Origin of the sequence: Tenuibacillus multivorans (assembly GCF_900103915.1) — a bacterium.
GTDB lineage: Bacteria > Bacillota > Bacilli > Bacillales > Alkalibacillaceae > Tenuibacillus > Tenuibacillus multivorans.
On record NZ_FNIG01000004.1, the window covers coordinates 61,661 to 74,550 of the forward strand.

At 36.4% G+C, this 12,890-nt stretch carries 16 protein-coding genes; 13 read left to right on the forward strand and 3 right to left on the reverse strand.

Translation table 11 applies throughout. The features are described from left to right. Positions 1 to 38 precede the first annotated feature (38 nt). Together BLP77_RS07375 and BLP77_RS07380 are read left to right on the forward strand one after the other, a co-directional pair. Positions 39 to 713 carry a phosphatase PAP2 family protein gene (locus BLP77_RS07375; RefSeq protein ID WP_093856485.1) on the forward strand — a complete coding sequence of 225 codons (675 nt, stop codon included), beginning with the start codon at positions 39 to 41 and terminating at the stop codon, positions 711 to 713. Positions 714 to 815: 102 nt separating this feature from the next. Continuing rightward, positions 816 to 1,667 carry a GNAT family N-acetyltransferase gene (locus tag BLP77_RS07380; protein WP_093856486.1) on the forward strand — a complete coding sequence of 284 codons (852 nt, stop codon included), beginning with the start codon at positions 816 to 818 and terminating at the stop codon, positions 1,665 to 1,667. Between the two features lie 432 nt (positions 1,668 to 2,099). Here the strand turns inward: BLP77_RS07380 and BLP77_RS07385 are convergent, their stop codons facing one another. Next, positions 2,100 to 2,372: a hypothetical protein gene (locus BLP77_RS07385; protein ID WP_093856487.1), complete on the reverse strand. Its 273-nt coding sequence runs from the start codon at positions 2,370 to 2,372 to the stop codon at positions 2,100 to 2,102. 245 nt (positions 2,373 to 2,617) lie between these two features. Here BLP77_RS07385 and BLP77_RS07390 point away from each other — a divergent pair, with 245 nt between their 5' ends. The 4 genes from BLP77_RS07390 to BLP77_RS07405 all read left to right on the forward strand — a co-directional run bounded on the left by BLP77_RS07390 (position 2,618) and on the right by BLP77_RS07405 (position 5,207). Next, on the forward strand, positions 2,618 to 3,028 hold the full coding sequence (locus BLP77_RS07390; RefSeq protein ID WP_093856488.1) for a VOC family protein: 411 nt from the start codon (positions 2,618 to 2,620) through the stop codon (positions 3,026 to 3,028). Positions 3,029 to 3,252: 224 nt separating this feature from the next. Then, a complete protein-coding gene (locus BLP77_RS07395; RefSeq protein WP_093856489.1) occupies positions 3,253 to 4,098 on the forward strand; it encodes a hypothetical protein in 846 nt (281 codons plus the stop codon). After that, a complete protein-coding gene (locus BLP77_RS07400; protein ID WP_093856490.1) occupies positions 4,080 to 4,703 on the forward strand; it encodes a hypothetical protein in 624 nt (207 codons plus the stop codon). Before BLP77_RS07395 ends, BLP77_RS07400 begins: the two co-directional genes overlap by 19 nt. A gap of 27 nt (positions 4,704 to 4,730) precedes the next feature. Beyond that, the gene (locus BLP77_RS07405) at positions 4,731 to 5,207 is read left to right on the forward strand and encodes a hypothetical protein (RefSeq protein ID WP_093856491.1); all 477 of its coding nucleotides are present in this window, start codon (positions 4,731 to 4,733) and stop codon (positions 5,205 to 5,207) included. Here the strand turns inward: BLP77_RS07405 and BLP77_RS07410 are convergent. Next, positions 5,192 to 6,208, reverse strand: coding sequence for a DUF2804 domain-containing protein (locus BLP77_RS07410; protein ID WP_093856492.1), 1,017 nt, complete (start codon positions 6,206 to 6,208; stop codon positions 5,192 to 5,194). The two genes, BLP77_RS07405 and BLP77_RS07410, sit on opposite strands and share 16 nt — an antisense overlap. 102 nt (positions 6,209 to 6,310) lie before the next feature. On the opposite strand from BLP77_RS07410, the gene BLP77_RS07415 reads away from it, so the two are divergent. From BLP77_RS07415 to BLP77_RS07440, 6 genes are read left to right on the forward strand one after another with little or no spacing between them, the layout of a single operon-like run. Beyond that, positions 6,311 to 7,216: a DoxX-like family protein gene (locus BLP77_RS07415; RefSeq protein ID WP_093856493.1), complete on the forward strand. Its 906-nt coding sequence runs from the start codon at positions 6,311 to 6,313 to the stop codon at positions 7,214 to 7,216. A gap of 20 nt (positions 7,217 to 7,236) precedes the next feature. After that, a complete protein-coding gene (locus tag BLP77_RS07420; RefSeq protein ID WP_093856494.1) occupies positions 7,237 to 7,839 on the forward strand; it encodes a DUF4166 domain-containing protein in 603 nt (200 codons plus the stop codon). Beyond that, positions 7,823 to 9,388 (forward strand): YndJ family protein, encoded by a 1,566-nt coding sequence (locus BLP77_RS07425; RefSeq protein ID WP_176752991.1) that lies wholly within the window; start codon positions 7,823 to 7,825, stop codon positions 9,386 to 9,388. The genes BLP77_RS07420 and BLP77_RS07425 overlap by 17 nt, the downstream gene beginning before the upstream one ends. Next, a complete protein-coding gene (locus BLP77_RS07430; RefSeq protein WP_093856496.1) occupies positions 9,378 to 10,235 on the forward strand; it encodes an aminoglycoside 6-adenylyltransferase in 858 nt (285 codons plus the stop codon). Before BLP77_RS07425 ends, BLP77_RS07430 begins: the two co-directional genes overlap by 11 nt. Before the next feature lie 11 nt (positions 10,236 to 10,246). Continuing rightward, on the forward strand, positions 10,247 to 10,636 hold the full coding sequence (locus tag BLP77_RS07435) for a DUF4181 domain-containing protein (RefSeq protein ID WP_093856497.1): 390 nt from the start codon (positions 10,247 to 10,249) through the stop codon (positions 10,634 to 10,636). Positions 10,637 to 10,656: 20 nt separating this feature from the next. Then, positions 10,657 to 10,893, forward strand: a complete 237-nt coding sequence (locus tag BLP77_RS07440) for a hypothetical protein (RefSeq protein ID WP_093856498.1) — start codon at positions 10,657 to 10,659, stop codon at positions 10,891 to 10,893. Positions 10,894 to 11,060: 167 nt separating this feature from the next. Here BLP77_RS07440 and BLP77_RS07445 read toward each other — a convergent pair whose 3' ends face one another. Continuing rightward, positions 11,061 to 11,540, reverse strand: coding sequence for a hypothetical protein (locus BLP77_RS07445; protein WP_093856499.1), 480 nt, complete (start codon positions 11,538 to 11,540; stop codon positions 11,061 to 11,063). Between the two features lie 474 nt (positions 11,541 to 12,014). On the opposite strand from BLP77_RS07445, the gene BLP77_RS07450 reads away from it, so the two are divergent. Then, on the forward strand, positions 12,015 to 12,869 hold the full coding sequence (locus tag BLP77_RS07450; protein ID WP_093856500.1) for a hypothetical protein: 855 nt from the start codon (positions 12,015 to 12,017) through the stop codon (positions 12,867 to 12,869). Positions 12,870 to 12,890: the final 21 nt, after the last annotated feature.

Here is a 12,890-nt window from a genome sequence, read left to right on the forward strand (position 1 = left end):
ATAGTGGGGTATAATAGTATATACGGAGTGAGTGGAATATGAATATTCAAAAAATAATGAATTTTATTTCAAATAAATCCTATATTTATATAATAATTTTATTCCTAATCATAATATCATCTGTTTATATATTTGTAGAATTTGCTGATCACCTATTAGAAGAAGAAAAATTCTTTTTTGACCGGGAAGTAAGGCAATATGTAAATGCGGTTTCAACTGGCACGTTAGATTCAGTCTTTACATTCATTACGGAGCTAGGGTCTGTCAGGTTTATAACCGTGTGTTCCATCATGTTAAGCACGTTTTTATTCTTCTTTTATAGAAGTAGGAAATGGAGGATTGTTTATTTCTTAGTTGCGATTATTGGGATTGGTATTTTGACCAAAACCTTAAAAGTCTTGTTTGAAAGGAAACGTCCAAATATATTGGAACACTATGATGGAACGGGGTTTAGCTTTCCGAGTGGTCATTCGACCGGTTCGATGGTGTTTTATGGATTTATTGTTTATTTAACGATTCGTAGCCATCTTCAACTGTCAGTTAAGTGGTTGTTTGGAGTACTGCTCTCTATATTGATTTTGCTAATAGGGTTTAGTCGTGTTTATTTAGGCGTCCATTATGCATCAGATGTAATAGCTGGTCACTTGCTAGGCTTAGGCTGGCTTGTGTCATGCGTTCTCATTTTAGAATATACGTTATGGCGAAAAAAATAATAATTTTTTTCTAAATAAATCAGTTGCAAATATATTGACTTAGAAAAGTTAAAAAGATATTCTAACCGGGAAGAATAAAATCTCCAGTTAGGGGGAAAGCGTTTGTTAACAGAAGGGCAACTAAAAGATATTGAACGGCTTCAAATGATTGTTGAGCAAACAGATCGAATTGAACTGAAATTGAATTGGTACTTCCTCCGATCTCGTGTTTCCACAAACAACGACTTTTTCTATTATGAAGGCGACCAATTATTAGGTTTTTTAGCACTTTATTATGTTGGTGGCGCATATGAAATGTGTGGAATGGTTCACCCTGACCATAGACAGAAGGGCATTTTTAGTGAACTTTTCCAACGGGTATTAAATGAACTTCAAAATCGTAAAAGTCAAACGCTATATATCAATTCACCTCCCGAATCAGATTGTGCTAAAAAAACGTTAACGAAAATGGGTGCCACATACGCTTATTCTGAATATCAAATGCGTTGGCAAAAACAGGATCTCCCAGAGCCTAGCGTACAGGTTAAGTTAGTACCGGCCGTCGAGGCAGATTACGGAACCATACTGGAATTAGATCAAAAGGGTTTTAATTTAGAAAAAGAAGAAGCGAGGTTATTGAATAAGACCTTGTATAATGACCCTGGTCATCGTATTTATATGATTGAAAATGAAGATGGAGAAAAAGTCGGAAAGCTTCGTATAAAGTCGGAAGGAATTGAAAGTTATATATTTGGATTTACGGTTGATCCTGATTACCGCAGGCAGGGTATTGGGTTATCAGCACTTATCCAAGCCGTCGGGCAAGAAGCTGAGCTCGGGCATACGATTTTTGTTGAAGTGGGAACTGAGGACGTACGAGGACTTCATTTATATGAAGCTGTAGGGTTCAAGACGTTCCAGCAACAAGATTATTATAAATATGAAGAAAATATGAAAGGAGTCAGCTCTGTTTAGGGCTGACTTTGTTTTTAACACTTATCAAAGGCATGCCCCAAACGACAATGGGGAATCATCACCCCTCATTGGGCAAAGAACTTTCGTCAATGGGGAATCATCGCCCCTCATTGGGCAAAGAACTTTCGTCAATGGGGATTCATCACCCCTCATTGGGCAAAGAACTTTCGTCAATGGGGAATCATCGCCCCACATTGGGTAAAAACATCTCGTCAATGGGGGTTCAGCGCGCCTCATTGGGCAAAAACCTCTCATTAATGGGGAGTCATCACTCCTCAATGGGTAAAAAGCTCTCGTGAAGAATCGGTGGACCTGAAGTTTTTTGAAGTCAGCGAGCTTCCAAATCAAATGATTGGGAGTCACAAGGAAGTGAGTGAGGATTATTTGAAGAAGGTTAAAACTTAAGGCCTGTCCGGTTTGGATAGGTCTTTTTTATATTCTTCCGTTTAAATAACGTGACCAAGCATATCCGAACGCAACGCCAGTGACAGCGTACATAAACATAATCGGACCGATATCCCAGAAAATATCACGCATGAAGTTGATCATCGCAAAAAATACAAATATTAATGAAAACGCTAGCAGTGGACCGAACACAAATATGTATAAATCCACTCGAATCATCATTTTCAGTTGCATAAAACGGAGAACTAACGTCGTAACGGCGATTACGAAGAAAATGACCAAATGATGTGTGAATCCCAAACGCCATCAACTCCTAAGACATGTTATTATATTATACGTTTTAAAATTTATAACATGTTAAAAACGACTAGATTGAATGCTTATAGCTCGGCACAGATGATAATTCGCTCGGCAGTCGGAGGAATTCGCTCGCAAGCAGAAAGAATGCCCCATTAAATGGGGATTAATCGAGTTAAGTGACCCCCTTGTAAGATTTTACTGACTGTACATACTATAACTAAGAAAAATTGTATAGAGGTGATTCGATGATTGTAGGCATGAATCCGTATTTCTTATTCAATGGACAAGGTATTGAAGCTGTTCGGTTTTATGAAGATGTTTTTGGAGCCGAAGTTAAAGAGTTTAAAACATTTGCTGATTTACCCGATTCATCTGAGGGTGATGAATCTTTATTATTGCACGCTAATTTAAAGATTGCTGATAATGATATCATGCTTTCGGACGCTGACCCTGATCATCCGATTGAAGTAGGTACGCATATTTCGGTTGCACTCGTTACTAACGACCAAGATGAAACAAGCGATATGTTTAGAAAAATACGTGAAAGTGAAGGCGAAGAGACCATGCCATTACAAGAGACGTTTTTCAGTCCGGCTTATGGTAAAGTTAAAGATAAATTTGGCATTGAGTGGCAGTTTATGACGATGAAAGAATAGTAAGGTGACCTCCCCGAGTGGGAGGTTTTTTCCAGACTCTAAAGTAGAGAATCGAGACTTAAAAGCGAAGAATCCAGACTCGATAATGGAAAATCCTGATCCGAGAGCGAGAAATCCAGAAGTTGAAGTGAAAAATCCAGACTTATAGCCAACAAATCACACCATCGATGAATGGCTTTTCTATGATACAATAATGCGAAAAATAAAGGATAGGTCGATATATTATGGATAAAACTGAATTGGATTCATTAATAAAAAATTATCAGGAAGAAGATGAGATAAGAGCTTTATTAAATAGCTCATCACTAATAGACTGTCAACCGGCTTATAACAATAAGGAATTGGTTGGTGCAATAATAACGTGGGAAAATGAATTTCACCCCTATTGTACTTATGTTAAGTTAGTCGTCGATCCAAATGCACCTTATGATACTGAAAATTATTTGTTCTCTAAAGTTGATGCAGATAAGCCATTACAATCATTAGTTGATGAATCTGATAAAAGGGCTATTAACTTTTTCGAAGCATTGGATTTTGTTAGAGTTAGAAAAACATATATTGCTAGGTTTAACATAGGAACTTCCATGATTGATCAACAAATTAATAAGAAGGTCATTCCATTACATAAAATTGGTTTATTAAAAAGTGATCTCGTTAAACTAGTCAAATCCAATTACGAAAAAGTACACATTGATAACCCTGTTGCAAAACGATCGCATTCAGAATGGGAAGGATTAATTTTTGCTAGTGACGTTAACATGAATGGAAGTTTTATAGCCTTGGATGAAGAAGACAGAATAGTAGCCTATTCTTTTTTACATAATTGCGATAATGAAACACTTGAATTGGGATGGTGTGGGGTAAGTGATGAAACACATTTATATTTATTACCCCAATTGGTATTGAAACAAGGGAGTTTTGCTAAGAAAGTAGGTATTCAAAATTTAGAAGGTGAGTTTGACACGACTGATGAAAATGCAATGTATGTATTTATGGAGCTAAACTTTGAAGTGATAGAGTCATTGGTAATGTATAGAGAGGAGAAAAATAGTTGCGAAAAGAAAAATTAAAAATCTATAGTATTCGATTGTTAATTATTCTATTAATCATATCAGTTATTTTGAATATCTATTTTTACGTTAAGGCCAATGATTACATGGAATTAAACAAACGTACGTATAAATATAATGTAATGAAAATAAATGATAATATTAAGTCTATTAAAAGAGAAATGAGTTTAATAATAGAAAAACCTAACCATAATGATGCATTTGATGGTCATATTAAAGCTGCACAACGCAACCTAGAAGGAATCGAGAATATGAATTTTCTCATGAATAACTATGTACAAGAGTATTTTGATAAGGACAGTCGATTACGTGCATTTGATTTTTATAATCAACGAGATTTTTATAACTTCATAATAGGTGACAGACTATACGGGATGTCAGAGGCGTTGGAAAATGATAATGTATCTGAAGTTGTCAGTATAGCCAAAATACTTGAGAATGAATTGAGTATTATCTTAGAAATACAGCCAAATCGTGATGAATATGTTAAATATGTTTATGATGAGATAACAGATCTCTGGATAAAAATTATAAATGAATTACCATCTAGTAAAAAACTAAATGAATTTAAGGAATGGGTAAAGTTTGAAAGGTTTAATGAATAGTAGAACGCTATTAGTTAGGATGATTTTATGCTAGGACATCATAAAAAACGTTTAGTCCTTTTGATACTGGTATCAATAGCAGCTTTATTTCTACCGTTATATATTGAGTTAGCTAATTCTTTTTTATATATAGCAATCATTGTGTTGATGAGTATTTTTGGTATCATTCGTCTAACCCATAATGATTACTTCGATCGGCGTTTTCATCGGAAGTGGCCGAAATTACGTGATAAGGGGTTCATTTATCACTTTTTACGTGAATGGTTTAAATTTACTTTAATCGCAATCGGGGGTTGGGTCTTACAAAAATTAATAGTTGAAGGTGGTAATCTGTTTGATATATTGCTTCAACTTCTTGAGGTTACCCAAATTATTTTAATAATAACCTTTGCTTTTAGTTTAATAATAACCCCCGTTGCGCGATATGAAGGTAAAAAACGATATTCAGAGGTTAACTACAAGTATAAGAAAAGAGGCGAGAAGGATTATCACCATCTCGCCTGATGATCCTCTGCCCAACCAAACAATTGATTGATTTGAATCGACCGACCATCATTAGCTTCTATCGTACCATTATAATACCCAATCAATTGGTGGACGTTCGATTTAATCAGGCCTACATTCGTTTTAGAAACGCGTTCGAAAATGGGCTCAAACATTAGCTTAACTTGTTTATCATTGGGCGAGTGGATGATCCAAGGCTTTAAATAGTTGTTTTTGTCATAGATCCAATCTATTTCATCGTGAATTTTATTTAATCGGCCGTTGATAATGAATCCGTTTTCTGTTTGGCCAGTGCCTTCCGTCCATTGTCCGCCAAAATTTAAACCAACTCGATATCCATCAGTCATCCCTGAAGCGGCTCCCCAATTCCAGTTTGAACGATAGGGCCATTTGCCGCGTCCGAAGTCCAGAGTAGCAAATGCACTCGTTGGTTCGAATTGGTAAGTACCTTCAGACCAATTGACGAATCCCTCTGCCGGTAAGGCAACCTGTTTAGATGTATATTGAAAGCGTTCATCACTCCATGGAATTACCACGTTTAGTGATTCTTGGTGAGGCATGCGTTCAACGGTTAATTGGGCTTCAAGGGGTTCCTCTTTATGAAATTTTGGCCAGTAAAGTTGAATATCCGTTGTTGCTTTGTTTTCCTTGATGTCAACACAGACACCGCGTGTTTCCAATGTAATCGTTTCTTGCACATTATCTGGCATATGAATGCTTCTACCTAGAGGTATCATAATGGACTCTTCAACAAATCGATGGGACCTTAAATCAAGCACATACGCAAATACGACCGCCGCATAATCTAAGTGCGATACGGTAATCGAGAATAAGGCGTCATGTGATGTGACACACCAATAATTCCATTTCTTTTTCCTAAGAAAACTTCCTCGCAAATTACAATAAATCATCGGATGGCGTGACCATCCCACGCTTTCGCGATTCAATTTTCCACGCTCATCACACAGTTTAAAGGCCCGTGTAATTTCTGTCCCTTTCATATAGAAGGCTCCTCCTTTTTCTCCTATCAAACATATACGAGACAAGCAGGTGAGAATCCTTTTTTGATATAATTGAAGAAAGAGATATTTGGGGGTTAGCTTATGGTTAAAAATCCGATTTACGTGGAAATTCCTATTCGTGCAGAAATGGATAAGCTTTGGGATGCAACGCAAACGCCGAATCAGCATGAACAATGGGATTTGCGATTTTCTTCTATTACTTATTTACCAAAAGAAGAAGACGAACCACAACGGTTTCATTATAAAACGAATATCGGCTTTGGGATTGCTGTGGAAGGTTGGGGTGAAAGTGTCGGTACTCATGGTGCGAAGGATGGATCGAAAACATCGTCTCTCCACTTTGGTACTGATCAAAAAATTTCACTGATTGAAGAAGGACGTGGCTATTGGAAATATAACCCGCAATCAGATGGAACGATTCAATTTCTAACACAATATGATTATGATACGCGTTGGGGATTGTTTGGATGTCTGGTTGACAAGGTGTTTCGCCCGATGATGGGTTGGGGAACGGCCTTAAGTTTTGATGTCGTCAGGCGCTGGTTAGAAAAAGGAGAAGCCCCCGCACATCAGTATATACGTTTTTTCAGTACGTGGCTGATTGCTCTCTTGTTTTCTTTCGTCTGGATCTATCACGGGCTAGTGCCGAAGCTATTGTTTATGCACCCGGTGGAAATATCGATGACGACTGGGGCACTTTCATTAACGGACAGTCAGGCTATCTGGCTGAACACTGTCATCGGTTCTTTAGAGATTTTATTTGGACTACTTTGGCTATTTTATCGTCAAAAACGGCACTTGTTTGTCCTTCAGTTGATTGCTTTTCCATTATTGGCGCTAGCGGCGATTATGGCTGAACTGGATAATTTAACACATCCATTTAATCCGCTGACATTTAACTTGGCTTTAGTCATTTTATCTGCCGTTGGATTGATGGTTAGCAAGGATGTTCCAACAGCTAGACATTGTAAACGAAAACGACATTAATAAAGTTTAAGGAGCACATCATGTCCATTTACAAAAAAGTACTTGGGAAACAATTTTATAATCTACATCCGATGCTGCAAAAACGTTATGAGATGATGGGGGAGCAGACATTTAAAGCACGGGGTGTGATGAAAACAATTAAGGGTGGTCCACGAATACTTCTGCCTATCATGAAGCTCGGTATTCGTCGCAAACTACTTTTCCCTGAACAGGGAGAGGAGATCCCATTTACGATAGTGAATACGCCTCGTGAGCAAGGCCATCAAATTCACTGGGAGCGAGCGTTCCTTTTTTCTAATCAAACAAGATATTTCAATGCGTTAATGAGCTTAGATTCGAGGCGACAAGTCATCGAGGACTATCTCGGAGAACCACCATTGCTATATTCTGATCTTGTTTTCGAGGTAGTCGATGGCGCTCTTACTATTAAATCGAGTAAACAACACCTAGTATTGGGGAAAATCGAAGTTCCGCTTCCAAAATGGTTTCAAGGTCAGGCAACCGTAACCGAACAATTTAATGATAGGACAAAACAATTCGAAATTTCGGTTAGAGTTCGCAATTCGATTATCGGTCAACTTTTTGCTTATGAAGGGGCGTTTACAAGTGACGAACTTACATAAATCAGGACTCATTAACATTTTTATCTTAGTGATGATCGCTATCTTTACGCCGCATGAGTGGTATTATCTACTATTAACTGTCGCTCAGCTTGTTTATGTACCGCTTGTTCTCGGTTCATTTATTAAAAATAATTCCATCGTCTGGTTTGCTATTCCTGCTTTTCTTTCGGTAATTGTCTTGCAATTGACTTCACAAACGTCAGGGGACTTATTACTCGCAACCATTTATTTCGCTTTCACGATTGTAGTTGCTTTCCATGGTATAAAACGATTTCTCAATAGAGGCTTCATATATATGGAGGAAATTTTGATTGATATGGCCATGATGTTCTTAGCGATTGGCGGAATGTGGTTTTGGGCTTCAGAAGCGGGCATTGATACCGGCTTCAGTCCAATCATCACGTGGTTAACGGGTATACATTTTCATTATGCTGCCTTTATGTTCCTAGTTTTTGCAGGGATTCTTGGGCGAATCTATAAACCTAAAGGGTATCATCTTTTGGCCTGTGCCATTATCATAGCTCCTGTTTTTGTGGCGCTCGGAATTACGTTTTCGACGTTTCTTGAGCTTGTGTCGGTTATCATTTACATCATAGGCATTTATGGGTTTATCGTTCTAAGCTTTAAAGCACCATTTCAAAGTTCTTGGCAAAAATGGCTTCTCCGGATCTCATTTCTAGCACTAGGTGTGACGATATTATTTTCTCTAATATACGCCTTTGGAAATTGGTCAGGAATGTACGTGATAACGATTGATTTTATGCTCCAGTTCCATGGATTGATTAATGCTGTCGTTTTTGCAGGAACTGGTGTGATCGTCTCAACCGTTTTCGTGCCACTGACAAACGTCAAAACACCAGATTTTCCGGTTAGTCCACTTCGCGCAAGCTGGAAGGTCGGTGAATTATTTTTAAACGGTAAAATAGATGAACAAGAGTCGGTCAAAGGGCTAGTCGATGACATGAGCGTTTATGATTTAGAACTAGCACCATCCATTGTGGATTTTTACGAGAACACGACGGCCTATCGCTTATTTGCACGAGTCCAATGGAAACCATGGTTCAAACCGTTTGCCGCTGTTTATCGATTATTCAGTCGTAAAACGCAACAAATCAATCTTCCGTTATCTAGTGAAACCGTTGAGATGACGGGGGATGTTTTACCGATTAAGAGTGAGTTGGACCAACGGAAAAAGGTCCGGGCGTGGCTAAGACAAATTAACGATGACACCACATTCGTTGCTTTATATTCTGAGCATCAAGCGAATGGAAAAACATACATGAATATTGCTTTGCCTCTGCCAGGTTCATCTATGATCGGTATTCTGGATCTAAGCAAACAGGGCGAAAAACTAGTTTTATCAAGTGAGGAGGTTGGAATTTACTTAGCGTTTCGCCAATCTTTTATGAAACTTCCCATTCATGAGCGGTTTGAGGTAGAAGAGATTGAAATGGGCGAGCTTAAGGCAACGCACCGTATGAGGATTTTCGGGTTACCTTTCTTACAAATCGATTATGAGATTAAAAAGGAGTCATACTATGCGCTCTGAAAAAGAGATGATGGATTTGATTTTAGGAACGGCGAGGGAAGATGACCGTATTCGAGCTGTTTGGATGAATGGTTCGCGGACAAATCCAAACGCGAAGAAAGATATTTTTCAAGACTACGATATTGTCTATGCCGTAACGGATGTGTCATCGTTTACAGCGGGTCACAGCTGGGTCGACCGATTTGGTGAGCGAATCATCATGCAAATGCCAGATGCATCAGCGTGGCCAAAGGATGAACCGCGTGAAGCTTTTGCTTATTTGATGCAGTTTGAGGATGGGAATCGGATTGACTTGACGCTTGTTCCTAGTCAAAACGTCTCTGATATTATGGAAAAACAAGAAAGCTTAACTAAGATATTACTAGATAAAGATGATCAGTTACCGAAAATCGACCCGCCAAACGACCGGGATTATCACGTTAAAAAGCCAACAGAAGCGGAATTTTTATCATGTTGTAATGAATATTGGTGGGTTTCACTTTATGTTGCAAAAGGACTGTGGCGTGAGGAAGTTTTATATGCTAAAGGTATGCTAGACGGTCCCGTGCGTGCGGCCCTTATACAAATGCTAGATTGGAAAGTCGGAATTGAGCATGATTTTAAAATTAGTATGGGGAAATTTAGCAAGGAGCTCCGTCATTATCTTGATAAAACGACGTGGCAGCGATTGCTAGAAACTTATCCAACCGTGGATATCGAACAAATCTGGCAAACCCTTTATTTAATGGCTGACTTATTCCACGATGTAGCAAAACATAATGCAGAAATGCTTGACTACCATTATAATGAAAAAGAGGAACAATATGTTCGAAATTATTTGAAACGAATACGGAATAACGAAATCTAGGAGTTGACTATATGAATTTTATCGACATCGTCATTATCATTGGCGTTTTGTTCATAGCAGCATTCGCCGTTGAATTTGGTTTAACAAAACTATTAAACATACCGATTCGCGAAAAACGTTATATCAACGATCAACACAAGCAGCGTTATAAGCAATTTATTTTTACGTTTGGAATCGCTTTACTAATTATTTTTACCTTATACATACTCGGACAGATCATCATTTTTATCCCAATAACTTTAATTATGTTATATCCAATCGCCAGTTCAATTGTCGATATGGTGATGGAATTGAAATATGATCGCGAGTCACGACGTTACATTATTTCAATTTCGAATATCATTGTATATGTTGCTTTTCTTGTTATATTATTTACGACAGACTTTTTCGGGTTGTTGTAAGTTTTTTAGGAGGTCAAAGAATGCCGTTCTTAAAAAGTATGATTCATATTGTCGCTTGGTCAAATGTTGGGTTGGTACTTTACGGACTCATTTTTACAATGAGTTATGAAACGTATTTTAATATTTCTAGCAAGCTTACGATAGGATGTATTTTGGTTTATTTACTAATAGGTATTTTTATAGACTACCATAAAAGTAAAGATAGCGGAACAGGATTTGGTTTGTTTCGTTATATGTTTAAAAAGGATAAGTCCTAAAGCCTTAACGATATGCTTGGATCGTTAAGGCTCTTTATACATGGTAAGCGGTGTCTCAAATCGGCACATTGATCAGTCAGATTTGGGGTTGTAGGTTTTAGGTCGCAAAATGTCCTTTTTAATTTATTTTATAGTTCTATTTAAATGAACAAAATCATAGTAACCCCTTATTGATCATTAACATTTTTCCATTCATACACTTGATTACTTAAAAAATTATAGAGAGTATTAGAATTTACTATTTTATAATCTTGATGTAATCTTGGATCGCGTAATAGTATATAATTCTTTAAGACATAAAAATCAGTATTAAGATTTCCTTTATATTGAAGATCTATTTTGAATTCATTGACAAAATCAATGGACTCTGTATTACCATGGTATTCTATTAGTTGAATGTTCTCAAATTTATTAATAATTTCATTTATATCTTCTTCGCTTTTTATAGTTAAAGTGAATTTAGAATTATTTCTTATTTTTTGCAATTCAATCTGATTGATTTGACTTTCTTTATTATCTATTTCTTCTATATTTTCTATGGCTTGCTTAAGTGTCGATTCCTTATTATTCATATTTGTAGAAAACAAGTAAAATAATATCAATACCATGCCAACCACAATTAAACTTATAGTTACTTTTTTATTCAAAAAAATCCGCTCCTATTTTATTTTTCAATTTAATATATACAACTTTCATATCATGAATTCCTTCAAATATCTATTTTTCAAAAATGGGGAGTTTTACCATTAAAATAAAATTATTGTAAATCCGAAATTTTATTCGTAATAACTTCTTAAAAGACATACTTATAAGAAGTTAAAAGAATAAAGTGACAGTACATAATTAAGAATGTGAAGAAATAACAATCAATGATAAAAAGTGATAAATTCGCTTACTTAATTATTAATCAATGTAAGGTCAACGTATTAATGGAGATTTGAAAGCGAAGGTGAAGATCGTCAAGTTGCTGGAAAACATCACTATAGTTGTCCAATCCCAAATAATGTGAATCCAGGATTGAAAGGATAGAAGCCTGATATTTGTCAGGCTTTTTCTATTGTTCTCAAGAAATACAGAATATGGTAGACTTAGGTTGAACTATTTATCAAGAAGGAGAGACTATGAAACATAAATTTTCCCTCATCGTATTATTAAGCATTTTATTCGTTGGTTGTAGTCAACAGGAAGATGAAGTTGTCATTACTAATGATAGTGAGCTATATACATCTTCGCATGTAAAACTATTAGGTTTTAGTATTTCAATAGATAATCATACTGAACAGGAAATTGATTATTATGTCAAAATCGATATAGAAGATGACTGGTTGTCCAAACAACTTGGTCAAAACGAGTTTGTCTTTGGTGAAGGATCAGCTCTTTCGGAAAAGGGTACGATATATGATCTCAAACCAGACTCAAGTGATATCATAGGTGAAAGGGTTGAGTTTGATCAGCAGGTAAATGAAGACAGACTTAAACAATCGATTCAAGATAATCAATCTGTAAAAGCAAGCCTTATATCGATAAATGATGAGGTATTGGTATCAGAATACATAACGAATCTGACGGTTACGGATGAAGAGGGTATTTTAAAAAATCGTGACCATTCATTTTTTATACTCATATTAATCCTAATTTTATTGGTGGGAACTTCTTATTTAATAGACAAAGCTGTTAGAAAGTGGCTCGGGATAGAAAAACCTAAACGCCAGGATCTTCCTAAAGCGTATAAATGGTTGGAACAAGGAGCTAATATAGTTTTAAATGTTGTATTGTTTTACTTAACTATTCAAGGAGAAATTAGAGATAATGGCAATTTAATAATGGCGATGTTCATTATCACACTTACTTTTGAAATTTTACTCAATATTATATTCCTTTCTAAGACAAAGGAATATTTAGTTTCATTAATACATCTCGCTATAATTATAATAATTCTGGCTATTTTTATAGAAACAACACCATTTTTTAACTAATAGCCAGACATGGGAGAAAAC

Bases quoted from the DNA above. Each gene is read 5' to 3' on its own strand.
- BLP77_RS07375 (WP_093856485.1), top strand. From the start codon at position 39: ATGAATATTCAAAAAATAATGAATTTTATTTCAAATAAATCCTATATT.
- BLP77_RS07390 (WP_093856488.1), top strand. From the start codon at position 2,618: ATGATTGTAGGCATGAATCCGTATTTCTTATTCAATGGACAAGGTATT.
- BLP77_RS07395 (WP_093856489.1), top strand. From the start codon at position 3,253: ATGGATAAAACTGAATTGGATTCATTAATAAAAAATTATCAGGAAGAA.
- BLP77_RS07405 (WP_093856491.1), top strand. From the start codon at position 4,731: ATGCTAGGACATCATAAAAAACGTTTAGTCCTTTTGATACTGGTATCA.
- BLP77_RS07410 (WP_093856492.1), bottom strand. From the start codon at position 6,208: ATGAAAGGGACAGAAATTACACGGGCCTTTAAACTGTGTGATGAGCGT.
- BLP77_RS07415 (WP_093856493.1), top strand. From the start codon at position 6,311: ATGGTTAAAAATCCGATTTACGTGGAAATTCCTATTCGTGCAGAAATG.
- BLP77_RS07420 (WP_093856494.1), top strand. From the start codon at position 7,237: ATGTCCATTTACAAAAAAGTACTTGGGAAACAATTTTATAATCTACAT.
- BLP77_RS07430 (WP_093856496.1), top strand. From the start codon at position 9,378: ATGCGCTCTGAAAAAGAGATGATGGATTTGATTTTAGGAACGGCGAGG.
- BLP77_RS07435 (WP_093856497.1), top strand. From the start codon at position 10,247: ATGAATTTTATCGACATCGTCATTATCATTGGCGTTTTGTTCATAGCA.
- BLP77_RS07440 (WP_093856498.1), top strand. From the start codon at position 10,657: ATGCCGTTCTTAAAAAGTATGATTCATATTGTCGCTTGGTCAAATGTT.
- BLP77_RS07450 (WP_093856500.1), top strand. From the start codon at position 12,015: ATGAAACATAAATTTTCCCTCATCGTATTATTAAGCATTTTATTCGTT.